The organism is Stutzerimonas decontaminans, assembly GCF_000661915.1.
GTDB lineage: Bacteria > Pseudomonadota > Gammaproteobacteria > Pseudomonadales > Pseudomonadaceae > Stutzerimonas > Stutzerimonas decontaminans.
Window position 1 is genome coordinate 3,668,498 of the sequence record NZ_CP007509.1, and the last position, 24,750, is coordinate 3,693,247.

General features: G+C 56.7%; 22 protein-coding genes and 5 pseudogenes. 12 read left to right on the forward strand and 15 right to left on the reverse strand.

The genetic code is table 11. The features are described 5' to 3' along the window. Positions 1-98: 98 nt before the first annotated feature. A complete protein-coding gene (locus UIB01_RS16970) occupies positions 99-740 on the forward strand; it encodes an SOS response-associated peptidase (protein WP_017246258.1) in 642 nt (213 codons plus the stop codon). 407 nt (positions 741-1,147) lie between these two features. Continuing rightward, positions 1,148-1,573, forward strand: a pseudogene (locus UIB01_RS23470) (DNA cytosine methyltransferase); the annotation flags it as partial. 125 nt (positions 1,574-1,698) lie between these two features. Here UIB01_RS23470 and UIB01_RS16985 read toward each other — a convergent pair. Continuing rightward, positions 1,699-2,592: a cation efflux transmembrane domain-containing protein gene (locus UIB01_RS16985; RefSeq protein ID WP_026006648.1), complete on the reverse strand. Its 894-nt coding sequence runs from the start codon at positions 2,590-2,592 to the stop codon at positions 1,699-1,701. A gap of 101 nt (positions 2,593-2,693) precedes the next feature. Between UIB01_RS16985 and cadR the strand changes: the two genes are divergently transcribed. From cadR to UIB01_RS17005, 5 genes are all read left to right on the forward strand, one after another. Continuing rightward, the gene (cadR, locus tag UIB01_RS22905) at positions 2,694-3,101 is read left to right on the forward strand and encodes a Cd(II)/Pb(II)-responsive transcriptional regulator (protein WP_017246254.1); all 408 of its coding nucleotides are present in this window, start codon (positions 2,694-2,696) and stop codon (positions 3,099-3,101) included. 107 nt (positions 3,102-3,208) lie between these two features. Beyond that, positions 3,209-3,556, forward strand: coding sequence for a DUF3703 domain-containing protein (locus UIB01_RS16990; protein WP_017246253.1), 348 nt, complete (start codon positions 3,209-3,211; stop codon positions 3,554-3,556). Continuing rightward, positions 3,553-4,062, forward strand: a complete 510-nt coding sequence (gene lspA / locus UIB01_RS16995) for a signal peptidase II (protein WP_017246252.1) — start codon at positions 3,553-3,555, stop codon at positions 4,060-4,062. The genes UIB01_RS16990 and lspA overlap by 4 nt, the downstream gene beginning before the upstream one ends. After that, positions 4,059-4,805 carry a helix-turn-helix transcriptional regulator gene (locus UIB01_RS17000; protein ID WP_026006647.1) on the forward strand — a complete coding sequence of 249 codons (747 nt, stop codon included), beginning with the start codon at positions 4,059-4,061 and terminating at the stop codon, positions 4,803-4,805. Before lspA ends, UIB01_RS17000 begins: the two co-directional genes overlap by 4 nt. Before the next feature lie 68 nt (positions 4,806-4,873). After that, positions 4,874-5,434 carry a sterol desaturase family protein gene (locus tag UIB01_RS17005; protein ID WP_038665909.1) on the forward strand — a complete coding sequence of 187 codons (561 nt, stop codon included), beginning with the start codon at positions 4,874-4,876 and terminating at the stop codon, positions 5,432-5,434. A gap of 26 nt (positions 5,435-5,460) precedes the next feature. Here UIB01_RS17005 and UIB01_RS17010 read toward each other — a convergent pair whose 3' ends face one another. From UIB01_RS17010 to tnpA, 4 genes are read right to left on the reverse strand one after another with little or no spacing between them, the layout of a single operon-like run. Next, entirely contained in the window at positions 5,461-6,039 is a 579-nt protein-coding gene (locus UIB01_RS17010) for a plasmid pRiA4b ORF-3 family protein (RefSeq protein ID WP_038658853.1), read from the reverse strand. A 3-nt stretch (positions 6,040-6,042) separates the two neighbouring features. After that, a complete protein-coding gene (gene tnpC / locus UIB01_RS17015) occupies positions 6,043-7,551 on the reverse strand; it encodes an IS66 family transposase (RefSeq protein WP_038658850.1) in 1,509 nt (502 codons plus the stop codon). Positions 7,552-7,586: 35 nt separating this feature from the next. Further along, complete coding sequence (gene tnpB / locus UIB01_RS17020; protein WP_003291615.1) at positions 7,587-7,931, reverse strand: IS66 family insertion sequence element accessory protein TnpB; 345 nt, start codon at positions 7,929-7,931, stop codon at positions 7,587-7,589. After that, positions 7,928-8,305, reverse strand: a complete 378-nt coding sequence (tnpA, locus tag UIB01_RS17025) for an IS66-like element accessory protein TnpA (protein ID WP_170934318.1) — start codon at positions 8,303-8,305, stop codon at positions 7,928-7,930. The genes tnpB and tnpA overlap by 4 nt, the downstream gene beginning before the upstream one ends. Position 8,306: 1 nt before the next feature. On the opposite strand from tnpA, the gene UIB01_RS17030 reads away from it, so the two are divergent. Together UIB01_RS17030 and UIB01_RS17035 are read left to right on the forward strand one after the other, a co-directional pair. Beyond that, positions 8,307-8,747, forward strand: coding sequence for a sterol desaturase family protein (locus tag UIB01_RS17030; RefSeq protein WP_230585260.1), 441 nt, complete (start codon positions 8,307-8,309; stop codon positions 8,745-8,747). Positions 8,748-8,768: 21 nt separating this feature from the next. After that, a complete protein-coding gene (locus UIB01_RS17035; protein WP_038663091.1) occupies positions 8,769-10,016 on the forward strand; it encodes a cytochrome P450 in 1,248 nt (415 codons plus the stop codon). Positions 10,017-10,173: 157 nt separating this feature from the next. Here the strand turns inward: UIB01_RS17035 and UIB01_RS17040 are convergent, their stop codons facing one another. The 4 genes from UIB01_RS17040 to UIB01_RS17055 all read right to left on the reverse strand — a co-directional run bounded on the left by UIB01_RS17040 (position 10,174) and on the right by UIB01_RS17055 (position 14,423). After that, a complete protein-coding gene (locus UIB01_RS17040; RefSeq protein ID WP_017246245.1) occupies positions 10,174-10,758 on the reverse strand; it encodes a protein-disulfide reductase DsbD domain-containing protein in 585 nt (194 codons plus the stop codon). A 17-nt stretch (positions 10,759-10,775) separates the two neighbouring features. Further along, positions 10,776-11,966, reverse strand: coding sequence for a protein-disulfide reductase DsbD family protein (locus UIB01_RS17045; RefSeq protein WP_017246246.1), 1,191 nt, complete (start codon positions 11,964-11,966; stop codon positions 10,776-10,778). Between the two features lie 360 nt (positions 11,967-12,326). Then, positions 12,327-13,322: an IS5-like element ISPsp6 family transposase gene (locus UIB01_RS17050; protein ID WP_017246247.1), complete on the reverse strand. Its 996-nt coding sequence runs from the start codon at positions 13,320-13,322 to the stop codon at positions 12,327-12,329. A 69-nt stretch (positions 13,323-13,391) separates the two neighbouring features. After that, positions 13,392-14,423 (reverse strand): acyltransferase family protein, encoded by a 1,032-nt coding sequence (locus UIB01_RS17055; RefSeq protein WP_038663097.1) that lies wholly within the window; start codon positions 14,421-14,423, stop codon positions 13,392-13,394. Positions 14,424-14,653: 230 nt separating this feature from the next. On the opposite strand from UIB01_RS17055, the pseudogene mobA reads away from it, so the two are divergent. After that, a pseudogene (gene mobA / locus UIB01_RS22910) lies at positions 14,654-15,130 on the forward strand (molybdenum cofactor guanylyltransferase MobA); the annotation flags it as partial. Here mobA and UIB01_RS17060 read toward each other — a convergent pair. The 3 genes and pseudogenes from UIB01_RS17060 to lnt all read right to left on the reverse strand — a co-directional run. Further along, positions 15,130-15,669: pseudogene (locus UIB01_RS17060) on the reverse strand (IS5-like element ISPsp6 family transposase); the annotation flags it as partial. The pseudogenes mobA and UIB01_RS17060 overlap by 1 nt on opposite strands. Before the next feature lie 218 nt (positions 15,670-15,887). Beyond that, positions 15,888-16,542, reverse strand: a pseudogene (locus UIB01_RS17065) (IS5 family transposase); the annotation flags it as partial. A gap of 100 nt (positions 16,543-16,642) precedes the next feature. Then, positions 16,643-18,082, reverse strand: a complete 1,440-nt coding sequence (lnt, locus tag UIB01_RS17070) for an apolipoprotein N-acyltransferase (protein ID WP_017246079.1) — start codon at positions 18,080-18,082, stop codon at positions 16,643-16,645. A gap of 590 nt (positions 18,083-18,672) precedes the next feature. Here lnt and UIB01_RS22915 point away from each other — a divergent pair. Next, positions 18,673-18,792, forward strand: a pseudogene (locus UIB01_RS22915) (Cd(II)/Pb(II)-responsive transcriptional regulator); the annotation flags it as partial. Between the two features lie 122 nt (positions 18,793-18,914). On the opposite strand, the gene UIB01_RS17075 reads toward UIB01_RS22915, so the two are convergent. The 3 genes from UIB01_RS17075 to UIB01_RS17085 form a co-directional block, all read right to left on the reverse strand. Next, entirely contained in the window at positions 18,915-20,288 is a 1,374-nt protein-coding gene (locus UIB01_RS17075; protein ID WP_017246078.1) for a heavy metal sensor histidine kinase, read from the reverse strand. Further along, positions 20,285-20,959: a heavy metal response regulator transcription factor gene (locus tag UIB01_RS17080; RefSeq protein ID WP_008569962.1), complete on the reverse strand. Its 675-nt coding sequence runs from the start codon at positions 20,957-20,959 to the stop codon at positions 20,285-20,287. The genes UIB01_RS17075 and UIB01_RS17080 overlap by 4 nt, the downstream gene beginning before the upstream one ends. Before the next feature lie 320 nt (positions 20,960-21,279). Next, positions 21,280-22,599, reverse strand: coding sequence for an OprD family porin (locus tag UIB01_RS17085; RefSeq protein ID WP_014822255.1), 1,320 nt, complete (start codon positions 22,597-22,599; stop codon positions 21,280-21,282). Between the two features lie 837 nt (positions 22,600-23,436). On the opposite strand from UIB01_RS17085, the gene UIB01_RS17090 reads away from it, so the two are divergent. Further along, positions 23,437-24,744, forward strand: a complete 1,308-nt coding sequence (locus UIB01_RS17090) for a TolC family protein (protein WP_038663111.1) — start codon at positions 23,437-23,439, stop codon at positions 24,742-24,744. Positions 24,745-24,750: the final 6 nt, after the last annotated feature.

The following is a 24,750-nucleotide window of genomic DNA, read 5'->3' on the forward strand; positions in this document are numbered from 1 at the left end:
CGGGGTGCCGCGAGAGATAGTCCTAATCATAGATCCCACTCGCCAAGGCGTTGCGGGCCGCAACACCGAGCAGCACAGTGACGAATGAGAGGTGTGTTATGTGCAGTCGTTACGAAGCCCCTACCCCAGAGCGTCTCCAAGAAGAGTTTGGTGTCGAGTTCGACGCTCAGGAGAAGCTCGAATTGTGGCCAGGTTATGCCGGGCCGTTCCTGCGCAAGCCTCGCAATGTCGACCCGTACGATGACGCCGTGTTGCCATTTGAAGCTGAGGTGGGAGTGTTTGGGCTCCTGCCCTTCTGGGCCGACAAAAAGCTGGCACGGTCCACCTACAACGCCCGTTCTGAGACGGCCTCGGTCAAGCGGTCATTCAGGGAGGCATGGAAGAAGGCACAGCACTGCATCATCCCTGCGGTGGCGATCTATGAGCCCGACTGGCGAACAGGCAAGGCTATTCCTACTCGAATTTCCCGTGCCGATGGGCGGCTGCTAGGGATAGCGGGCCTATGGGAGGAGAGGAAAACTGCTGCAGGTGATAGGGAGCTGTCGTTCTCAATGCTGACGGTGAATGCCGATGACCATGCGCTGATGCGCAACTTCCATCGCCCGGGGCATGAGAAGCGCATGGTGGTGGTGCTCCCTCAGGCGCTGTACCAGGACTGGCTGACAGCTCCCGCTGAAATCAGCAGTGAGTTCATGACCCAGTATCCAGCCGATAGGCTGGTTGCCTATCCCCAGCTTTGAGTTGACGCCAAGTACAATAAAACCTCTTGCCCCTTGTTGAATCACAGTTCAATGTTGGCCTGCTGCCGATAGCTTGGCAGCGCCGCGGCCAGATAGAGATCACTATGACTGGAAAAATTATGTCTGACGGCGAGGCCGATAGGCCGGCACGCATGACTCCTGCCGAGTTCAAGGCTGCTTATAAGAGCAAAGGTTGGACAGGCAGGCTGCTCGCTGAGCGGTGGAGCTACTCAGTAGCTTGGATCAGCAAAGTGGGTAACGATCCCGAGCGTGATCAGATTTGGGATGATGCAGTCCGCGGGTTACCGTCCGTCAAGTAATTGAACCACAGTTCAATTATTGTGTTGCCATAAGTTGAACTGTAGTTCAATGTCGCGCATGCAAAAATATCCGTTAGAGGATCTAGCATGTACGACAGCTCCCGCGATTCCAGCTCTGCTCACCTGAAACGCACCCTGTACCATTTCCATTTCTGCTGCGGCCTTGGGGGTGGGGCTCGAGGGTTCAATAGAGCGCGCCCCGTTGTCGGGAATGTAGAGGCCCAATGGGAGTGTCTTGGAGGTGTAGACGTAGACCCAGCTGGGCTCCGTGACTTCGAGCGACTAGCTGGCGTTCCCGGCACCCTGTTAGACCTCTTTACCCGCGAGCAATACACCCGTTTCCATGGCCAGCAACCGCCTGCTGGCTGGACCGAGGCGACTGCCGAGGACATACGCCGCGCCGCGCAGAATCTGCGCCCCGACGCCGTATTCATCAGTTCGCCATGCAAGGGCGCCAGTGGGCTGCTGTCCGAGGCCACCAGCAAAACGCCCAAGTATCAGGCCCTTAACGAGCGGCATGCCCTTCGGCAATTTTGCCGTCCAATCCAGCCATCAGCTGTTCTATCTCAGCCGTCTCAACGTCACTCACAAGCTACGCGTCTCTGTTTGGAAAATGGGGGTGCTGTCGATCCGGTTGGTCAGGCTTTCAATGCCAGGATTCGGCGCGCACCGTTGAGTACGATGAGGCCAACTACCGTACCAATCACCAAATCTGGATAGGAAGAGCCTGTCCACGCAACCAGAGCTCCAGCGGCGATAACACCAATATTCGCGATCACATCGTTGGCCGAAAAAATCCAACTCGCTTTCATGTGTGCACCGCCTTCACGATGGCCGTAGATCAATAAGAGACAGCTGACGTTCGCGACGAGTGCAACTAAGCCAATCCCCATCATCAGCATCGACTCAGGTTCGCTGCCATAGATGAAGCGCCTAACCACCTCCACGAGTACCCCCAGAGCCAACACGATCTGGATAAAACCCGCCAGGTGCGCAGCGCGAACCTGCAGCTGCGCAGCCCGACCGACCGCAAAGAGAGCCAGACCATAGACGGCAGCATCAGCAAACATGTCCAGCGAGTCGGCGATCAGACCCGTCGACTGAGCAATCAAGCCTACGCCCAACTCGATGACAAACATCGTGGCATTGATACCGAGCAGGATTTTGAGCGAGCCAGCCTCCTTGGAAGCAGTCAGCTCTTCACTGGCGCTATTGGCCGAAGCTGCTTCCTGGCTGGCCGGTTGAGTACCGAGCAATGTTGCCCCCAAACCAAGTGATTCCAGCTTGGTTGCGATCTGGTCAACCGGACCGTCATGGAAAGCGCGTACCTGTCTGCTGCTCAGATCAAAGGACAGCGAATTGAGTTCAGAAAAGCCATTGAGCGCGAGCCGAATCATTCGCTCTTCTGACGGGCAATCCATCTTGGGCACAGAAAAACTGCTGACCCAAGTCCCTTCATTCGAAGGCGCGGCTGCCGCTTCAGTGCTTACCGGCTCAGGGCCACAGCCACAGGATTTATCACAAGAAGTCATGACTCGCCTCTCCTATAGGACTTGATTCTACCGATTAAAAACCATGTAGTGGCTATAGGGTCAAGCCTGGATATACTGGCTTTTTTACCAAGGGACAGACCATGCGCATCGGTCAACTTGCACAGCGGACAGGAGTGGACACTCAGACGATTCGTTTTTATGAACGTCAGGGACTGCTTCCACCGCCCGAACGCGAGGACAATGGCTATCGAACCTATAAAGCAGACCATGCGGACAAACTGCTGTTCATTCGCCGATGCCGCTCTTTTGGCATGTCACTGGAAGAAATTGGTGTTTTGCAGAGCTATCAGGAACAGCCGCAGCAACCCTGCGTTGCGGTCAATGAGCTCCTTGATAGACATATCGCACAGGTAAGGGCTCAGATCGCATCCTTACATGCTCTCGAAAACCAGCTGGTGACGTTGCGAGGTTGCTGCGATAACGAACGACAAAGTCTGGACTGCGGGATACTTTCGGGCCTGCTGGGGGGCGACAAACCTCTTTCGTAATTCCGACATAAAGTCATTTTTGCGTCGTCTTGAATCGCCCATAGCGCTTGACCCTATAGCAGCTATAGGGTGTTCACTCGGGCATCTACTGCGTAAGTGAGATCCAGATGAATACCACCCTCAGCATTGCCATTGATGAGGCCTTCTTCCAGGCTAGGAAAGCACTTAATGCAGAGGCGCCAACCGAGGCTTTCTCCTGGCTGGAGCGAGCCCACATATTGAGCCAGCGAATGCCTATTCTTCATGCTCAGAGCCATTGGCTGATGCTGAGGGCCGACTGGCAGTTGCGCGACTTTCGAAAGGTGCTCAGCCAAGTACCGCGAATCATGGCGGCCCTGCTGTTCTCGAAGATCTGGGTGCCGCTCGGAAACAGCGGGCGCGCCAGGGTTAGTGCTTTTGCGCCGATGCCTATTTCACCGGAGCTGCAGCGACTTCTTCAAGGAGAAATGCAATGAGGTCGTCTCCTAGATCACCTCTTGTTGCTCCTGGGTTCTGGTGGATGCTATCGCTAGCCATTGCCTCGGCCGACCTAGCGTTGAAAAGCGCAATTACGGGTTCGCTCCCGGTCGGCACCGTGATTCCTCTCACCCCGTTCTTCAACCTGGTTCACTTCTGGAATACCGGTGCAGCGTTCAGCTTCCTGGCTGACGCGGGTGGTTGGCAGCGTTACTTCTTCATTGTCATAGCTTTGGTCGTTTCGATCGTGCTGGCTCTGATATTGCGTAAACGCAGAGCCAAAAGCGAAGCCCTAGGCTATAGCCTTATCTTGGGCGGGGCAGTTGGGAATCTGATTGATCGCGCATTTCGAGGCCATGTAATCGACTACCTGGATTTTTACTGGCAGTCCTGGCATTGGCCTGCGTTTAACCTGGCGGATATTGCTATCGTCGGTGGCGCCGCCATGTTGATCCTGAGCAGTTTGCTAAGCCCAAATGCGGAAGCCGACCGAGTCAACGAATGAAAGGCTCGCTCTCAACGGATACCGTACGCTGGGCAGGCCAGGCCTGGATAGGGCCCGGCATCGGCATCTTTCATGGCCGTGCCGGCCACCAGGAGTGGCACCACCATCAGGCGCATCAGATTTCAGTGGGCCTCGATTCACCTGTATCGGTTGAAACTCCGTTGGGCATTCAAACAGGGGCTGCCATCTTCATCGCCGCGGGCCTGAAACACCGGATCAGTGCTGGTCGAGTGCTGTCGATCTATCTGGATGCACTATCCGATGAAGCCCCAACTATGCGGGGTACCGAAGAAGCAAGGGTAGTCGTGATCGCCCCGGCGGACGTAGTAGCGATTATCGATATGCTGCGCGAGACAGGACATACCGCTCTCCAGGTTAGGACGGGGGTGCGCCAGGCACTGCGGCTACCCGATCCACCGATTCCAGATCCTCGCTTGACAAAGGTGATTGAAGCGCTGCATAGAGGCCAAATGAGGCGCGAAGAAATGGCCGCGTTGGTGCATTTATCCCCTACACGGTTTTCCCATTGGTTCGTGGAACAGACAGGCTTGCCGCTGCGCAGCTATGCGAAATGGTTACGTCTCACACAAGCCCTACAGCACCTAGCCAAAGGGGGTCTACTCACCGAAGCGGCCCATGAGGCGGGCTTTTCTGACTCGGCACATTTCTCCCGGACATTCCGGGCACTGCTGGGCATCGATCCTTTCTCCGCCCTGGCTGAAGTCGATCTTCAGGGGTCGTAGCTCTTTCGTTCAAGCCGAAAGCGGACCTTCCCACATACAGTCATGGCTCCCTACTCAGGAGCTGAGCGATGTCTATTCCCTTGCGATTCGCCATAAGGTGGCTGAGCTATCCACTTGTGTTTGGCGGCTGTGCCTCCTTCATGATTTGGGCGCTGTATGCAGGTATACCGTATTGGCCCACCACACCCATAGTCGCCGCGGCGGGGCTGCTACTCATTGCTGGCTTGGAGCGCATCCAGCCTTTTCGGCGAGCCTGGCTGGAAGATCATCAGGACACCCTGACGGATCTGCTGCACATGCTGGTGAACCTGTCTGTCATTCAATTTACTGCAGAATTCCTGGCTAAGTTAGGCGATGCGGTACCGGCTTCGGTTCGGCTCTTTCCGATCGAGAGCCCATTGTGGCTGCAATTGCTACTAGTCGCCGCCGTGCTCGACTTGAGCCTGTATGTAATGCACCGCATCAGCCACCGGGTGCATTGGCTGTGGCGCTTTCACATGATCCATCACAGCGCTGAGCGGCTCTACTGGATGAACGGAGAACGTCGACATCCTCTGCATGCGGCGTTGATGGCCGGGCCGGGGCTGGTGGTTTTGCTCATATCTGGAGCTCCGTCTGCCGTAGTGTAAGCGTACGCTCGCTACCGTCTTGACCCTCAGGTCTTAATCCGCTTCAGGCGCTGGTTGATGGCGTCGCGGTCAAAAGCCGTGGGATCGAAGGTATCGCCGTACCAGTCGAGCATGTTCAAGTATTCGGGATGCTCGGGGTCGGCAAGCGCATCCAGAAAATCAGCGTAGCCCGGTGCGCCGCCAACATCCTCCGGCGGACTGGCATTGGCGCCGTCGATGCAATACGGCACTTGCGGGCACGCAATGGCCGGCAACAGCCGCTCGGTCTTGATCCGGTGCTCCCAGTTGTCGCCAAAGTCATAGACGTAACGAAACGTCTTCGACCCATACAGCACCTTTGTCAGTGTCTTGCGCTGTTCCGAAACGACCGAAGGGCCCCAGTCGGGATCGGGAATACCGTAGCTTTCGCCAGCGATTTCAAATTCGTGAAGATGGGTGTCGCTCCAGCCCATCACCACCTGAATGACCTGGTGCAGCTTGCTTAGGGTGATGCGCTCGGGCACGGCGACCCGGCGCCAGATGGCGGGTTTTATCCACGTCAGCTCGATGTGCAGTTGCAGGAGACGGTCGCTGGCCGGCTGGCGCAAACGGGTGACGTTGGGCATGGGTCAAGCGGCCTCATGTTCTAAGGTAGGCAGAGCAATATTCCAGGGCAGCAAATCGTCGAGCTGATTGATTGGATAGTCGGCGATGCGCTCCAGCACGTGCGTCAAATAAGCCTGTGGGTTCAATGCGTTGAGCTTGGCTGAACCGACCAGGCTATAGATCGCCGCCGCTCTTTCTCCGCCGGCGTCGGAACCGACGAACAGATAATTCTTGCGACCCAGGGCGACTGTACGCAGGGCACGTTCGGCGGCGTTGTTGTCGATCTCAATGCGGCCATCCGTGCAGTAGCGCGTCAGCGCCTGCCAACGTGCGAGGGCATAGTGGATCGCACCGCTCAGCGCCGATTTGGACGGCAGTTGCGTCAGCGTGTGGTTAAGCCAGGCGTGAAATTGCGCTAGCAGCGGGCTGGCTCGCCGCTGCCGCACTGCGCGTCGTTGATCGAGCGGTTGTCCACGAATTTCCGCCTCAATGGCGTATAGCGCACCAATCCGCTGCAAGGCTTCAGCGGCGATCGGTGAGGCCAATGCCTTGTGCAGGTCGAAAAACTTGCGCCGGGCATGCGCCCAACAAGCCGCCTCGTGAATCGTGCCCGCGGCATAGAGTTGAGCGAAACCGGCATAACCATCGGCTTGTAATGTCCCGGCGAAGCCTTTGAGATGGGCTCGCGGGTGCTCGCCTTTGCGATCCGGCGAGTAGGCAAACCAGACCGCCGCAGGTGTGCTACTACCTGTGGGGCGCTCGTCACGCACATACGTCCACAAGCGTCCGGTCTTGGTTTTACCCTGGCCGGGGGCGAGCACGGCGATCGGCGTATCGTCGGCGTGGACTTTGTTGCTGGTCATGACGTGCTGCCGCAACCGGCCGACCAATGGCTGCAAGAGCCGGCTCGCTTCGCCGACCCAGTCGGCCATGGTCGAGCGCTCCAGGGACACGCCCTCGCGCGCATAGATTTCGGACTGCCGATACAGCGGCAGATGATCCACGTATTTGGACACCAGCACATGGGCCAACAATCCCGGCCCGGCAAGACCCCGGGAAATCGGTCGGCTCGGGGCCGGCACCTGCACGATCCCGTCACAGCAGCGGCAGGCCAACTTGGGCCGCACGTGGCGAATCACCTTGAAGCGCGCCGGCACGTACTCCAGAACTTCGGCCACGTCATCGCCCAGATGACGAAGTTCGCCGCCACAGCCTGGGCACTGCGCATCGGGTCGATGGACGTGGATTTCACGGGGCAAATGCTCGGGCAATGGCTTGCGGCGTACGGGTGTACGTGGGCGCGATTGGGCTGGTGGTGGCGAGGCCAATGCGGCCTGGCTGACCTGCAACTCTTCGAGCGTCAGTTGCAGTTGGTCGAGCATGCCATCGAGTTGCTCGGAACGCCGACCGAACTGCATGCGCCGCAGCTTGGCGATCATCAGTTTCAGGTGCTCGATTTCCCCGCGCTGGGCGGTAACCAAGGCTTTCAAGGCCTGGATGTCGTCAGGAAGGAAGTCGGTCGCGCAAGTCATGGCGCGATGTTACTGGTGTTCTCAAGCGTTGAACATCAGACTGCTCGTACCGGTGCGGTGCGCAGCGGTCGGCGCCAATCGATGCCCTCCAACAGCATCGCGAGTTGTGCCGTCGTCAAGGAGACGCTGCCGCTGGTGGCTTGCGGCCAGACGAAGCGCCCCTGCTCAAGCCGCTTGCAGAACAGGCACAAGCCATCGCCATCCCACCACAGCAATTTGATCCGGTCACCGCGCCGTCCCCGAAACACGAAGATCTGGCCGGAGAACGGATCCGCCTCAAGTTGGGTTTGCACCAGGGCCGCCAGGCCATCGAACCCCCGCCGCATGTCGGTGGCTCCAGCCACGATCCAGATGCGAGTCCCGATGGGCGGGGCAATCATCGCAACACCTGCTGCAAGACCAGTTGCAAGGTTTGCGGGTCGGGCACGCCCTCAATGCGCAAGGTGACCCGACCGCACTCCACAACCAGTCCGCCCGGACTCGACGGCAGTGGCATTGCCTCTTCCGCTGAGGGCGTCGGCGCCTTGCTCAGGTTGACCGGCAACAAAGTAACCTGGTGGGCAACTGGCCTCAGCTGCCCCTCCCGATAGTGACGGCGCCATTTGAAGACGAGGTTGGCGTTGACCTCATGCTCTCGGGCGATCAACGCGACGGATGCGCCGGGCAATAGCGTGGCCTCGACGACACGAAGCTTGAACTCCACCGAAAAGTTGGGGCGGCGACTGCGGCGAGGAGTAGAGGGGGGCGTATCCACAATGGTGTCCACTAAAAAATGGTGGGCACCATTGTGGCTATTCAAGGCTAGGGCAGGCAGTGGGTGCAGGGCGGACGCTTACGCCGTAGTCGCAACGTGGTTTGGGATCCTAACCGTCCATCTGGCCTTTCAGCATTCGAACCTGGACTACAGCGTGGGTTGGCTGCGGCATGTGCTAGGGGTTGCTGAGGTCCATCGTTGGCACCATAAGCGCGACTTCGAAGACGCTCAGGTCAACTTCGGTGAGTTTTCAACTGTGTGGGATCAGATGTTTGGAACCTTCTACGACAGCGCCGGGAAGCTGGGCGAGGCTGAGGTTGGATTGCATGAAAAGGACTACCCCAGAAATTATTTCGGGCAATTTATTGATCCTGTTCATCCAACATCTGCTTACCCGGCCGGTCACAATTCTTCAGAGCAGGATGAAATCCGCAACACGTAGCTAGAACGGGTGGGGTCAGCAATGCCAAACATACCGCGTGACACCGGATTGGACAGTACTTGGGCCTTTTTGCGAGATCCCTACCGATTTATCTCCACGCGCAGTAAGTTTCATCAATCGCCTGTGTTTCAAACTCGCTTGATATTACAGAAAACTCTGTGCCTAACAGGTGCCGAAGCTGCTCGCTTGATTTGCGACCCTGACCGATTCGTTCGCCAGAACGCTGCGCCCAAGCGACTGCAAAAAACCTTATTCGGACAAGACGGTGTCCAAGGTTTGGACGGTGATGCGCATCGTCACCGAAAGGCCCTCTTCATGGGAGTGCTCACACCCGCGAACGTGCAGGAACTAGCAGAGTTGAGCGAGGTTCGTTGGAGGGAGTATGCGCGAACTTGGCGTCCCGGTGAGTCAATCGTCCTCTACGAGATTGCTCGCGAAATTCTATGCCGCACCGTATGCGACTGGGCCGGTGCTCCAATCGCTGAAAGAGATGTTCAACAATGGACTCAAGATCTTGCAGCTCTCTATGAGCACGCCGGCGCGATCGGTCTGCAGCACTGGCAGGCACGGAAGGCACGTCGCCGATTGGAGCAATGGGCGGCAGAGCTCGTCGAGTCCACTCGCGCCGCTCCCCCTACACCCGAGCAATCGCCTCTCGAACGCATCGCCCATTACAAGGACCAGCACGGACAGCCGTTGGATCTACATACCGCATCAGTGGAACTACTAAATCTGCTGCGGCCGACGGTAGCCGTCTCTGTATTCATAACCTTTGCAGCGCTAGCGCTGCACAAGCACCCGTTCTGTCTGAGAAACCTGCAGTCGGGAGATGAAAGAGATATAGGTTGCTTTGTGCAGGAAGTGCGGCGTTTCTACCCCTTCTTCCCAGCGATCAGCGCTCGCGTGAAAGAAGATTTTCTATGGGAAGGATTTTCCTTTGGCAGGGGCACCTTAGTCCTGCTGGACTTATACGGAACCAATCACGATTCCCAGCTCTGGGAGGAGGCAGATCGTTTCAAGCCTGAGCGCTTTCGATCCAACTCTCCGTCGCCATACTGCTTCATCCCACAAGGACCAGGCGACCCGCATGTTAACCATCGCTGTCCAGGTGAAGGCGTCGCCGTCGCATTGATGAGCGTTGCTGTTCGCTTCCTGGCTCGCTCGCTCCAATATGAGGTTCCCGAACAGGATCTATCAATCACCTGGGACCGATTGCCGGCACTGCCCCGAAGCCACTTCGTCATGCGGAATGCGCGAATCACAATGTAAGTTTGGTGTTTAACGAAGCGAGTCTCGCCCATCTCAAGATATGAACGGTGGGGCATGGCGTTGAGCTGCCCAGCGCAACCACGGCAATCGGGGAATACTCAGAATAAGCTGTTCACAGTCATTCCCCAATTGAGTCATTTCCGAAGGCCGTTCTGACTTATTGTCGCTTGGTATCGTCCAGATTCAGCGCAACGGGCAGGTCAGTCGGTGCCAGACAAATGCCCTCGTCACTGCAGGCCTGCACCCGTACAATCATTTCGAGCCTGCCTACCTTTTCCAGCACGGCGGTCTGTTTTTCGTCGGGCCGCAGCCGAATACTTGCACCGTCGTCATACACCTCTAGGGCGGTGTCACTCAGCACAATGTCACTGACCCGGCCGCGCGGGTACTGCGTCGGGATTATAAGCGCCTGGCCGTTGACTGAAGAGCTGACGACGGTGGGAATCAGGAATTCCATGGAGGCCGGATTTGCATTCACATGCCAGCCCGGTTGAATGTTCAGTGTTAAAACGAAATCACCCGTCTTTCCCGCCATTGCTGCGGCGCCTCCCGCAACAGTGAGGCGGACCTTATCAGCGGAATTTGCCAACCCTGCTCGGGTCGGCACCGGGACTTCAAGACCGGCACGTTCAGTCTGGGCAGCGTCGAGGTTGTTTCCGTTGGTGTCGATCAACATGAACGCAGCGATCGCGATCGCAAAAACCACTACTCCAGCTAGCAATCCTTTTTGTCGAATCACCATGATTGGGTCTCCAGTATCTAAGGTTGTGGGTTTCCGGTGCGATTGATAGCTTCGACCAAGCTGTCGGTGTCAAAAAGCCCCGTGAAACGGGCGATAACGGTGTCGTCACGGTCAACAACCACTGCGAAGGGTAAGGCCTGCCCGCCGGTCGCAGTTAATAGCGCATCTTTTTCTGGGTTGCTCGCTGTCACGTCAACTTGTATGGGCACCATCTTGGTGCGCCGCACGGCTTCGGCCACAGCGGCCTCCTGGTAGACCGTGCGCTCAAGTATCTTGCAGTTGATGCACCAGTCGGCGGTGAACTCCAGCAAATAGGGTGTGCCCTGGGCTTTTGTCTCCGTCAGTAGTTTTGCGGAGTAGGGTTGCCAGACGAGTTCGTCTTCGCTGTTGCCCAGCGGGGATGCGAATTCCACAGTCATCGCAAGGGCAAGGCCTGCCGCCGTTGTGGTGATCACACGCACGGTACCATTACCCTGGACGAAACGGCGGGCACCCCAGGCCAGCACCAGGGCCAGCCAAGACCACCATAGCCAGGTATAAACCGCTTTGGGCACCAGGCTCGCGCTGAAAAAGACGGCTGCGGCCAGCAAGACCAACGCGAGCACTTCTCTAATGACCAGGGTCCAGGGCCCCGCCTTGGGCAACCGGCTCAGCCAATCGGGTTTGAGCATCAATGCTGCGTAGGGCAGCGACAACCCCAGCCCGATACTGCCGAATATCCCCATACTTACCGGCGTCGGCTGGGTAACGGCAAAGGCTAGGACTCCACCAAGGAAAGGACCGGCGCAGGGTGCGGCCAAAACCGCACTCAATAACCCAGATACGAATGCTTCAAAGTAGCGCCGGCCATGGACCGAGGCGGCGAACGCCGGGATCGGGATGGGCAAATCCAGCCAGGTGACCACCGCAAACCCGACCATCAAGGCAACAAGGACACCAACGAACACCGCAGACTGAAACAAAGTGCCCCAGCTCCACTGCAGAAGTGCGGTCAGTCCGCCCAACGTCAGGAAAAACGCGAGCGTTCCTGCGGTGAACGCCAATGCCGCCAGCACGCGGTGCGATCGTTGGCTGCCCGCCTCTCGTAAGATGGTCCGGACCTTAATGGGAATTGCAGGCAAAACGCAGGGCGTCAGGTTGAGCAGCAAACCTGCCACTATCGCCATTAAGAGCTGGCCGGCGATGAGTAAAGAGGGAATTTGATCCATCACTCAGCTATTCCCAGCCCCTTCCCACCCTTCCTGGCCGGAACGTCCGGTCTGACCCCGCCATTGGCTGCTTGCATACTTAAACAGCAGATTTTTTGAGTGCTCATATCTCTTCTCCATATAGACCCCGTCCTTTGAGTTATTGGCAAACGTCAGCTATCGGTAACGATTATCGCATCGGCTTCAGGCATCGCGAAGAGCTGAGATGACATTAAGGAGACGCTGAACAATTAGCCAATTCTCACCGTCCCCCTTTTTCAACCCGGTTTTTTCAACCTACCGGCCTTATTCTGCGTTTCTTGGGCCGATTTCTACCCTGATTTTGCTGATTAGCGGGCCAGCCCCGCCTTTCGGACGGACTTATCCCGCCGTCCGTTGCAAATACCGCTTGGCCAGTACCAGATTGGCCAACCCAAACAGACTGAACAACTGCGCCGTATTCTTTTCCAGTCCACGGTAGCGAACCTTACGATGATTGAAGCGCACCTTGATCACCTGGAAGGGATGCTCGACCTTGGCACGCAGCTGCGCCTTGGCGTATTCGACTTTGCGCTTGACTCGGTACAGCACGCTGTCTCTGCCGTGATGTTTGTAACTGCTTGGCCGTGCTGCAATCGACCAGACAACGTCCCGTTCAGCATGCTCCGGTCGCTTGGCCGCACCAGTGTATCCAGCGTCACCCGAAACATAGGTTTCGGCGCCGTGCAGCAACTGATCGACCTGGGTGACATCCGCCACGTTGGCGGCAGTCCCTACCACGCTGTGCACGAGTCCCGATGTGGCGTCGACACCAACGTGGGCCTTCATCCCGAAGTGCCATTGATTGCCTTTCTTGGCCTGATGCATCTCAGGATCACGCTTACCTTCTCGGTTCTTGACCGAGGGCGGCGCGGCGATCAGGGTAGCGTCGACGATAGTGCCTTCCTTGAGCAGCAGACCCCGGCTGGCCAGATGCTGGTTAATCGTTTCAAACAGCACCCGCGTTAGCTGATGGGTTTCCAGCAAGCGGCGAAATCGCAACAAGGTAGTGGCATCCGGTGCCGACTCACGGCCCAGGTCGATGCCGATGAAACCACGAATGGCCTGGCTGTCGTAGACGGCATCTTCGGTACCTTCATCGGAGAGACCGAAACACTGCTGCACGACATACATGCGCAGCATGCGCGACAACCCAATCGCAGGGCGTCCACGCTTGCCTGTGGTGTCGCTATAGAACGGCGCCACTTGCGCCTCCACTTGTGCCCAGGGCACCAGCTGTTCAAGGTCAGCCAGGAAGCGATCTCGGCGAGTCTGCTTTTTCTTGCCGGTATATTCGAGTTCGGAGAAGGTCTTCTGCACGCGCGTAACAAAGCTCATGGAGGGGGCTGGTTGAGGGGGCTCAGTGTGCCAAGGGTGGGGGCGGCTGGCTATTTATGCAGTGTCTCCCTAGTGGGCAACAGCCTTGCGCATATGGAACTGAGATGCCGAAATCTGCTCGGGCGGGGTAAGCAAGAAGTACAGTTTGTAACGATTGATCACGACTTGCGCCAACAACGGAGCCGCCGTACCGATCAGCGTTCCGATAATCAGATGCGCTGTGATTGAATCAATACCGAGGAATTTGCTGAGTATTACCCGCACCCCGCTACCGGCCAGAATATGCATCAGGTAGATCGTCATCGACGAAGCGCCGATGAACAGAAACCAATCCACGCGAAACTGACCTAGCCACATCGACAACGCGATCATGAAAAAGATGGATATGGTTGCAAGCGCGAGTACCGCCATGCCGCCATCGGCATAGTTCAGACCGAAGGTCACATGAAACAGGTACTGCCCCAGGATGAACAGCGCACCGAAAAATAATGTCAGCTGTGTATAACGCGCTAGGAAGAACGCCTTGACCTCGTTGAACCAGACGCCCAATGCGAAGAAGACGGTGTTGCCCAGGATAAAGCGGGTCATGTTGTTTACCGTCAGATCCTGCTGGAAGACATACAGCAAGCCAAACAGGACCACGAATGGCAAGAAATAGCGCCGATCTGCCCGCGCATAAAGAAACGCACAAACCACGAACACCAGAAACAGAGCGTACAGGAACCAGAACTGCGCTCGCGGCATCCAGAGCAGCGAGAACACCTCAACCAAGGTGACCTGACCGTTCGTGTAATTCGACAGGACGACTTCGAACAGACCTTGTAGTAAAGACCAGACAATAAAGGGATAGACGATTGTGTCGACCTTGTTGATGATCAACCCGCCCCGGCCCCGCTTCTGCAACGAATCGAAGAAGAATAAACCCGACAGGAAGAAGTACAGCGGAATGTGAAAGCTGTAGATGATGCTGTCGACCAGCACGAATCGCGCCTCATCCATCGGCAACCCGGCATTGAATACGCCTCGCGCGACATGCCCGTAGACAACAAGAATGATCCCGATCGCCTTGGCATAATCAACCCAAACGTTTCTCTCCTGCATTTGATTGTTCTCCTTGTATCGGCCAATGAGCAGGCGGCACCCTCTTCCAGAGAAAGTGGATGGAGGAGATAGACAACAGGATTTTTCGTTGGTTTAGCTGAAGCACTCCTGGGTCGCCGAAGCGCGACACAGATTCCAATAAACCGAGCGCCAGGCCTCCACACCTCCCGCGCGCACGTTGCCTGACCGCCAGCCCGAGCGCTATATGCAAGCTTTTCTGGAGCGATGATATGCCCGACCCGCTACTGCCTTCCTGCTCCATCCTGCTTCTGGCGGGTGGCCGTGGGCAACGCATGGGAGGACAGGACAAAGGACTGGTCGAATGGCAGGGACGCCCATTGATTGCATGGTTGCATGAGACCGTTCAGCCATTGACAGACGACCTGCTGCTATCCTGCAACCGCAATCGAGCCCGCTACTCGGCCTATGCCGATCGATTGATTAGCGATGAAGAGCAGGGATTCCCCGGGCCCCTTGCAGGAATACGCAGCGGTCTTGCAGCTGCTCGCAACGCGTGGATGCTCGTACTGCCGTGCGACACCCCGTTGATTGATCGCCCCTTACTGCAGTCGCTCTACCAGACCGCGCTCGAAGAGCCAGACAGGCCAGTCATGCTGAGCTGCGAAGGCCAGTGGGAGCCCCTGTTCAGCATAATTCCCACCGGCCGACAGGCCGAAGTTGACGCTTGCTGGCAATCTGGAGAACGCCATTGATTGCCTTTCTTGGCCTGATGCATCTCAGGATCACGCTTACCTTCTCGGTTCTTGACCGAGGGCGGCGCGGCGATCAGGGTAGCGTCGACGATAGTGCCTTCCTTGAGCAGCAGACCCCGGCTGGCCAGATGCTGGTTAATCGTTTCAAACAGCACCCGCGTTAGCTGATGGGTTTCCAGCAAGCGGCGAAATCGCAACAAGGTAGTGGCATCCGGTGCCGACTCACGGCCCAGGTCGATGCCGATGAAACCACGAATGGCCTGGCTGTCGTAGACGGCATCTTCGGTACCTTCATCGGAGAGACCGAAACACTGCTGCACGACATACATGCGCAGCATGCGCGACAACCCAATCGCAGGGCGTCCACGCTTGCCTGTGGTGTCGCTATAGAACGGCGCCACTTGCGCCTCCACTTGTGCCCAGGGCACCAGCTGTTCAAGGTCAGCCAGGAAGCGATCTCGGCGAGTCTGCTTTTTCTTGCCGGTATATTCGAGTTCGGAGAAGGTCTTCTGCACGCGCGTAACAAAGCTCATGGAGGGGGCTGGTTGAGGGGGCTCAGTGTGCCAAGGGTGGGGGCGGCTGGCTATTTATGCAGTGTCTCCCTAGGGATGGTCTGAAGTAGCCATGTATTTCTGGCTGACTTCAGCTTCCGCCGATTTTGAAAGCGGAAAATCGACCAAAAATGATCAGATCACCGCTCATTTCTGTGTTTTTAGCCGCCGCGAGCACCTCGCGGCGGCCATTCCCCGCATTACAGGCGCACCTCTCCCGCGTTGGTCAGTAACCGTCGGCGCGCCTTCCACAGATTCGACAGCGCGAACAGCGTGACCAACTGAGCGGTGTTCTTCACCAGCCCGCGGAAGCGCACCTTGGTATAGCCAAACTGCCGCTTGATCACGCGGAACGGGTGCTCGACCTTGGCGCGTACTTGGGGCTTTGGCCTTCTCGATCTTGCGCTTGGCTTTGTATAGCGCGCTGCGCTTATCGAGCTTCTTGTAGGTGATGCGGCGTGCCGCAACCTGCCAGATCACCTGACGCCCCTCATGCTCGGGACGCTTCTCAACGCCGGTGTAACCAGCGTCGGCGCAAACCACATTCTCGTCGCCGTGCAGCAGCTTATCGACCTGGGTGACATCCGCCACGTTGGCCGCCGTGCCCACCACGCTGTGCACCAAGCCCGATTCGTCATCCACGCCGATGTGCGCCTTCATGCCGAAGTAGTATTGCTGGCCTTTCTTGGTCTGGTGCATCTCCGGGTCGCGCTTGCCGTCCTTGTTCTTGGTTGAACTCGGCGCGTTGATCAGTGTGGCATCGACGATAGTGCCTTGGCGCAGCGACAGGCCGTGGTCACCCAGGTGGCCGTTGATCACAGCCAGGATGCCGGCAGCCAGCTCATGTTTCTCCAGCCCGGCTTTGGAGCTTTTTCCTGCGAGCCAATGCCATATGTAGACAAATCCCTTCCTTCTCACCCGATACAGAGTCTGCTCGCTGTGAGAATGGCAAGCGTTATGTATCCAACCGATGATACTGCCGAATTCGACGAAGCAGGAGCAAACCGAGTCCGAGTGCGATCACGCCAAGGATAGGCCAATCCCGCCAGCGCACATAAGGGGTCGCGCCAGTTCGGGGGGTCACTTCGGCGCTGAGGGTGGCTACGCGGAATTGAGGAGCGCGTGTAAGGACCTTTCCCTCATAGCTGACAGTTGCTGTGATGCCCGTGTTCGTGGCTCGCAGTAGGTCACGTCCGGTTTCGATGGCACGCATGCGGACCATCTGGAAGTGCTGGAGAGGGCCGATTGAGCTGCCGAACCAAGCATCGTTGCTGACATTCACCAGTAACTGCGCTTCGGGCAGAAGTTCCGTGACTTCAGCACCAAAGACCGCCTCGTAGCAGATGAGTGCTCCGACGGGCACACCCGCTGCGTTAAGGACGTGCGCTTCCCGTCCTGGTGTGAAATCGGACATAGGCGCCCCGAGCACGTCGAGGGCCGAACCCAAGAAGTTCCGGAGCGGAACATATTCACCGAATGGCACCAGGTGGCGTTTGTAGTAGTACCCTGCGGGATCTGAGAGGCTTATCACCGCGTTGTAGGTGCGACCGTCCGTCTCGCGTATAGGGACGCCAATCATTAACGAGGTGCCGGCCTGATCGGCTAACGCCTCGAGCTCAGCAAGATATTCTCTAGCCTGGTCATGCCACATCGGGATTGCCGCTTCTGGCCAAATCACGATGTCGGCCCCGAGATGCTGCTTCGTAAGCGTCTGATAGCGGTCAAGCGTGATTTCCCGGGAATCCGGGTCCCATTTTTTGTCTTGCGTGATGTTTCCCTGCAAGAGGGCAATATTGATAGGGCCAGCGGCTGGCTGCGTCCACTCACGATCCAGAATCTGCAAGCTGGCGAGAGTAGCGATTAACACGGCACCGGCTACCGTCGCACGGTGCAGGCTTAAGCCCAAGATAACCCACGCAAGCCCGCCAGCGAGCAAGGCCACCAGAAAACTCACGCCAAGCACACCAAAGACAGGAGCGATAGTGGCAAGTGTGGTGTCGGTCTGGCTGTAGCCGATAAAAAGCCAAGGAAAGCCGGTTAAGAACCAGGTGCGCATCCATTCACTCAACACCCATGCCGCTGGTAGCCCTAGCCAGAGCGCCGTCGCATCGATCTCAGGGTGCAGGCGGCGTACGAGATACGCGACGCCCCATGGGAAGAGAGCTAGCAGCGAGACAAAGGCCGTTGTGGCTAACACTGCCACCACGGGGCCATTGCCGTACTGGCTGATGCTGATGTAGACCCAGGAGACACCTACGCCGAAGTAACCAAGGCCAAATATGTAGGCCGACCATAGCGCCTGACGCCTTGAAGATTGCGCGACCAGGACAAATAATGCGGCAAGAGCCATCACCGCAATCCATGCCCAGCCCACAGGGGCAAAGGCAAGCGGCATGGCGCCTCCGGCTAGTAAAGCCATCACCCTTGTCAGAAACGTCTTGTAGCGCATTCCCGAGGTTAAGTCGGACGGTAGAGCGCACTTATCACCCAATGCTCTCGCCTCCTAAGCCAAGATCAACCCTGTAGCTCATGCTTTCTTGCTCCGCTCAACTCACACCCATCAACCCATTCGACGGGCTGACCAGAGTAGCAAAGTGAACTTTCTGAACTCGACAAGGTGCGCCGTAAGCTGGGAGCTGCTCCGTATTCGGGGCCATGCCGAGATAACGGGAAAATTCACTCACATCCATCCTAACTGATTGATTTATCAGAACATTTCCATGACGGGAATTTTTATGGAATCATAACGAGATCACGGAAAATTAAGACATTCAAACCATAAATGTTTGATTTCTAGGCTTTGTGTTGCTCTCACATGCTTGCGCATGTTCGCCCACCTTCAATTAGTCTCAAATGTGGGCTCGATGGCAGCTGTAAACTTTCCTCCCCTCGGAGGTGATGATCATGCGGCACGTTGCAATGCAGCCAACGGAAACGACTTCAGACGTTACCTGTGACGCTTGTTGCCAAAGCACAAGTATTGAAACCGCTCTGCAATCACTCGAACGACAACTCGTTTCACTGCGGGCTAATTGCAACGATGGGCGGGAAGTTGAGGCTTGCGGCATTCTCGCCGGAATTAGCGAGGACGCATGCATTAAATGAACGGCGTTGGGGCTTGCGGGCCTGGTTACCCGGCCAACGCGCATGCCCTCGAAATGGTTGTTTGTCCCTGTGGTTTTTGCCCCTTCGTAGTGATGGCTGTCTCCGTGCGGTATCACTTTGAGTCAGGCCTGCCGAGGAAACGTGAGTTCAAACGTGGTCCGACCGTCTTTGCTGGCGACGGCCACGTGGCCTTTGTGGAGGTTCATCACTGAGCGGACAATCGCTAGCCCCAATCCTGCCCCGTGAGGTTGTATGCCGTTAACGCGGTAAAAGCGGTCGAACAGATGTGGGAGATGATCCGATTCGATAGTCGCGCCATGATTGGTGACAGCCAGCGAGACGATGTCTACGTCCTCCTCAAGGATCTTAAGTTCGACCGTACTGCCAGTATTTGAATGCCGCAGCGCGTTGGATAGCAGGTTGGAAATGGCCCGCTGGACCATAAGTCGATTTCCCAAAATCATGGCATCGCCCGTTACTGTCGTAGCGACTCCCGCTTCTTCGGCAAGGACTTCGAAGTATTCACATACGCGCCTCGCCTCGCTTCCTAAAGATAATTGTTCGAGCTTCAGTGCTGGGCTGGCGTGGCTGGCCTGGGCGAGAAACAGCATGTCTGACACGATTCGATCCATGCGTTCGAGTTCTTCAACCGACGACTCGATCACCTCCCGATAATGCTCCTTGCTTCGCTCACGCACCAAAGTCACCTGCGCCTTGCCTATCAGGTTGTTCAGCGGAGTTTTTAACTCATGAGCCACATCGTCCGAGAATTGTGACAGTTGCTGAACGCCGTCATCGAGTCGATGAAGCATTACGTTGAGGCTGTGCGCCAATGCCTGGAGCTCTTGCGGAAGCCGATCGGTGCGGATTCGAGGTGATAGATCCTGTGTAGATACCTTAGTCGCCAAGGCCCGGAACTTGCGAAGCGGCCGCAAGCCATTTTGGGCGATTAGCCATCCAGCCAATCCGATCAATATCAGTAGCATCGGCACGGTCACTAAGGCCGAGCGCAGGAATGCAGCCACCAGCCGTTGATCGGCACTGCGATCTTGCGAAAGTAAAAGCGTCATTGAAGCCAGTCCCGGGACTTGGATTTGCTTGCGCCCGGTTAGCATCTGCACGCCATCTTTCGTTGTCCAGCCAAGATAGTCGCCGTCCCTGCTCACGAGATCCAGCTGCTGCGGCGCATTGGCGAATCGGCCGATACTGAAAATGGGTGATTTCGCTGTATCGCCGATGACCGTAATCGAAAGGTTGTCATGGCCGAGTACGGTATCGCTCAATGCGTGTTGCCAGGAGCGGCCCATACGGGCTTTGGTGTCTTCGAGGAGTCCATGATCGATCTGAGAGAGCTTGGCCGTCACTTCCTCCTGGGCGCGCAGTTCCAGTTGGCGCACCAGTACCCAGTAGCTCAGTGCAATCAGCAGCGCGACCAAAGCGGCGCCGGTCAGTGTGATTTGAAGCGCGAGACGCGATGCGAGGCTGAGTGGCTTCAAGGCCGCGCCTCCAGCACGTAGCCCACACCCCGGATGGTGTGTATCAGGCGATCGCCGAAGGGTTCGTCCACTTTCATCCGCAGGCGACGAATCGCAACATCCACCACATTGGTATCGCAGTCGAAATTGATGTCCCACACCATGGCAGTTATTTCCGTACGCGTGAGGACTTCGCCAGTCCGGCGCATGAGCAGATGCAATAACGCAAATTCTTTGCTGGTGAGGTCGATACGCTGACCGCTCCGGTAAGCCCTATGCCGGGCCGGGTCCAGTTCGAGGTCGGCTACACGCAGGTTGCTCGGAAGTGTGACTGCCTCGCCTCGCCGCAACAGTGTCCGGATACGGGCAAGCAGCTCGGGGAACTGGAACGGCTTGACCAGATAGTCGTCGGCGCCCGATTCCAAGCCGCGGACTTTTTGCTCTAAGCGGCCATTGGCAGTCAGCATGATGACGCGTGTCTGCTTACGCCGCCTGATGAGTTCGAGAACCTCCCACCCATCCATGGTTGGCAGATTCACATCTAGCAGCACGATGTCATAGTCGTTCTGCAGTGCCAGGTGAAACCCATCGAGGCCATCACTTACGCAATCGACCAAGTAACCACATTCGATAAGACCCTGCTGCAAGTATTCCGCAGCTTTGATCTCGTCTTCGACAACCAGGATGCGCATGTTTTCAGGTAACTCGGCAAGGAGGTGCGCGGTAAGCGGAACCAAAAAAATCCATGTAGTAACTAGGTCAAGACGAAAGCGGCTTGGCTCTAGCGTGAAAGGCAGAGGCGAAAAGATCTGCCCAGGGAAGCGGGAAGCACTTTAACGCGGTAAAAGCCCTGTGAGGGCTATCTTGCGAATTTGTAATCTACCGGTCATTTGGTTGACCCGCAGCGCGAGCGGGTGCACCAAACGAAAAAAGGCGCCCTGATGGGCGCCTGAAACACATCTTCAAACCAAGGGAGCAAAACTAAAGAAGATGTGGTGTTGCTCATGGTGTTTCACAAGATCGAGAGAGGGTACTCGGCGATGAATCGGACCTCATCGAGGTCGGACTCGAAAGCAGTCGCCCGCGTGGTAGCCTGGCGCACCCGCAGAGACAAATCCTTGAGAGAGCCAGTCTGTACAACGTAGCGGGCTTCGACGTCGCGTTCCCAGCGGTTCTGTCCCGTCAGCGGCGCACCGTTATCGTCTTGGCGCATGTACACCTCGTTCGCGTTGCTGTAATCGGCGCCCCAACCGCGGGCGTAGCGGGTCATGAAAGTAAGCCCGGGTATGCCGTACTCCGCCATGTTCAGGTCGTAGCGCAGCATCCAGGACTGCTCTTTAGGTGAGTTGAAATCACTGTACTGAATGGAGTTGTTCAGGTAGATCGAGTCCGCCTGGCGCAAGTAGTCAAAGTCGTTGTTACCGTTGTTTCGCTGATACGACGCCGTGACGGTGTGCGCGCCGAAGGCGACACCCAGGCTGGAGCTCCAGATGTTGTTGTTGAACTCGCCCAGCAACTCACGGCCTTCGTCGGTTGCCTTGTAATAGTTGAAGCTGGCCAGCAGCGCGACGATATCGGAGAGCGGATAGGTGGCCGACGCACCGAAGTAATGCTGGTTCCAGGCATCTTTGAGGCGGCTGGTGTACAGGCTAAGACTGATATTTTCATTCACGCTGTAGTCACCGCCTGCGTAGCCGAGCCAAGGCGCGTCTACGCCCCCGCCGTAGAAGGTGACGAAGTCTTCGTTCATGTTACTGGTGTTGGGCTGGCTCATCGCGTGCAAGCGGCCTCCCTGAAGGGTGAGGTCGTCCAGCGAGTTGTTCACAACGGTGACACCCTTGAAAGACTCCGGCAGCAGCCGAGAGTCGCCGAAGTGCACGACAGGTGTAGTGGGAAATACATCGCCGGCCTTGATCTCGGTGTCCAGCAAGCGTGCTTTCACCGCGCCCCCCACCCGTGTGAAGTCATCCTCAGGATCGCCAGCGCTGTCGTGGGGAAGCAGGTCGATGCTGCCGCCCACACCGGAGCGCCCCGAACCGGAGTCGAGCTTGAGGCCGAGCATGGCGAAAGCGTCGAAGCCAATCCCTACCGAGCCTTGGGTATATCCGGACTCGAAGAAGGCCATCAATCCGTGGGCCCATTCCTCGGAGTAGCCATTGCCGGCGGCACTCTCACCGTCGCGAAAATCCCGATTGAAATAGAAGTTGCGATTTATCAGCGATAGCGTGCTGCCTTCGATGAAGCCCTCGGCTGTTTCCGATTGGGCAAAGACCGGGGCGCTGCCCAATGCCAGTGAAAGGGCTGTCAGCGAAAAAACGGCCTTTTTGCTCATGATGATGCTCCTTATGTACGGCAGGTCAGTGCTCGAATGACGCCTTTCGCCTTTTTGTTTTTTAGCGCTTGGCCATGTTCTTCCCCTAGAGATGACGGCAGGATTAGCGGCAAATGACTATTTTGTAATCTGAGGAAGCCCAATCGCGCACTCCTTCGATTACAGATTTGTAATGTTGCGGTCACCAGGTCGTTATCCACACTTATTTAAAGTCACCACCCCATAGCCATCAGCTATCTCGCCGGCTTGGCAAGGCTGATAAAAACGCTTTCGTGTATTTGTCTACTAAATTCAGGGCGAATCACTATCGCAGTAGAGGTGCATGTATTCAGCGTCTTGGCGGGGTAGTTCTATGATTGGATTCGATATTTAAACCAGGAAGTCATCTTTTTGCCTTGGATGAGAAAAACAGTTCTGCTGTTGTTGCTAGCCCTTTTCCCATTGCAATCATCATGGGCAGTTGTAAGCACGAGTTGCAGTCATGAATATGGTTCGGCATCAAACCATCTTGGACATCATGAACATGCGCATGAATCTCTAGGTACGGACGAGGATGGATCGTCAAAAGCCGCAAAAAAAATCAGTCTGGATAGAGATTGTGTTTTCCATGGTGACCATATCAAGCCGCTTATAACGAAAGGGATCTGTACTGGTTCGGTATTATCAATGAGCTTGAAACCGTTTCTTTCTGCTAGCTACGCATCGGCTGAAGCGGGGCGTCCTGAGAAACCTAATTGGCGCATCAGTACAAAACCGGTGGGACGCCAAAGTAACCAGTAAGCGCCATTTATCTGTATCTTACGTCTCACCGAACCTTCCCTTTTTTAGGAGATTTCGGTGCGAAAAGTTCTTCTACCGCTGGGGTTGGCGACATTGTCGTGCAACCTTGCCTTTGCGCAGCCTTTAGAGTTGCCGACCTTCACACAGACCTTACCTGTCGGTGTGTCAAATACATTCCCCGTTGAGTCTGTCGATTCCATAAGCTTTCTACGCGCCTTGGAACTCGCTAGCTCTGCAAGCCCTGAACTGGCTGTTGCAAGACGTGAGCTGGCTGCTTCTCGCGCATTAATTAGCCAAGCCGGAGCACGTCCGAATCCAATATTGTCCGCTAGCCAGGAGGGAATCCGGGGCGATGCTCCGGAGACGACGCTTGAGCTGAGCCAAGAAATAGAGCTGGGCGGTAAACGTTCGGCTCGTATTGAGGCAGCGCAACGCGCCATGGACGTAGCGGCCGCTGACCTACAGGACGCTCAAGCTCGACTGAGGGGGGCAGTGATGGGCGCATATTACGATGTGCTTACTGCTCAAGAACGGCTGGAACTCGCCCAGGCTGCTTCAGATCTTGCGAAGCGAGCAGTGAACGTGGCCAATCGACGTGTGAGGGCCGGCATGGTCTCTCCCGTAGAGGAAACCCGGGCGCAGGTTGCGGCTACTGGCGTGCAAGTAGAGCTTGCCCAAGCCACAGCTGAACTCGAAGCTGCGCGCACTCGGCTGGCGGCCAACTGGGGAAATCCACAGCCACGCTTTGAGCGAGTAGAAGAGCCGGCAGAGGCAGTGCCTCCTCTTCCAGAGCTAGCTGAGCTTTACAGCCGTTTGAACGATTCCGCCCAACTAACCCGCGCGCGTCGGGAGGCTGAAAGACGTCGGGCTGCGTTGGAGCTGGAAAGGACGAATCGCTTTTCTAACGTGACGGTTAGCGTAGGTGCCCAACGCTCAGATGAATATAACGGCACGCTGGGACTGGTGAGTATCTCGATGCCCCTGCCGTTGTTTGATCGAAACCAAGGCAACATCGGAGCAGCGCAGGAACGGGCCTACCAGGCGCAGGACGAGCTCAACGCCGTCCATATACGCCTGAAAAGCGAACTTTCCCAAGCGCACATGCGGCTGCGCACTGCTCGCCAGCAGTTTGAACTGTTGCGCAACGATATGCTCCCCAGTGCCCAAAGCGCTTATGAAGCTGCCAGCAAGGGGTTCGAACTTGGAAAATTCACGTTCCTTGACGTACTGGATGCTCAACGCACGCTTTTCCAAGCCCGATCTCAGTATCTGTCTGCGCTATCACAAGCTAACCAGGCGGCGGCAGAAATCTCGCGAATTGTCGGCGATGGGTCGGCCGTTATCACCTCGGCCACTCAGCCATAAGGAATC